The organism is Mesorhizobium sp. M4B.F.Ca.ET.214.01.1.1 (assembly GCF_004791545.1).
Taxonomy (GTDB): Bacteria; Pseudomonadota; Alphaproteobacteria; order Rhizobiales; family Rhizobiaceae; genus Mesorhizobium; species Mesorhizobium abyssinicae.
Map to the genome: position 1 here is coordinate 1 of NZ_SRUX01000103.1, position 383 is coordinate 383.

A 383-nucleotide genomic window follows, 5' to 3' on the forward strand; every position below is an offset into this window, starting at 1 on the left:
CCAGCGTTCCGGAGTTGGTGACGACACTGCCTCCGGTATCGATGACCAGCGCATTCGAGCCGGAGGCGATGATGGTCCCCCTATTGTCGAGGCTGAGCATGCCGCCGCCCAGTTGGCCGGCGCCCGAGATCGTGTTGTCGACGTTGACGAGAGTGACATCCGGCCCTGTGCCGGAAATCATGTTGGCGGCGCTGTCGGATAACAGGATCTGCCCGCCTCCCTGCAAGGTCACGCCGTGCTGGATAACCTGCAGCAGCGTATCGCTGCCGGTCGAGCCGAGCGAGATCAGGCCGCTGTTGTTGATGATGCCGCTCAGCGGCAGCAACGCGCCGTCGCCGATCGTCATGGTGCCTGAATTGTTGACCACCGGTGTCTGGTCGAAG

1 protein-coding gene is annotated in these 383 nt (G+C 63.2%); it reads right to left on the reverse strand.

The window, feature by feature from the left end:
• The coding region (locus EN857_RS33485; protein ID WP_135897686.1) for a hypothetical protein at positions 1 to 383 on the reverse strand (383 nt) is incomplete at both ends.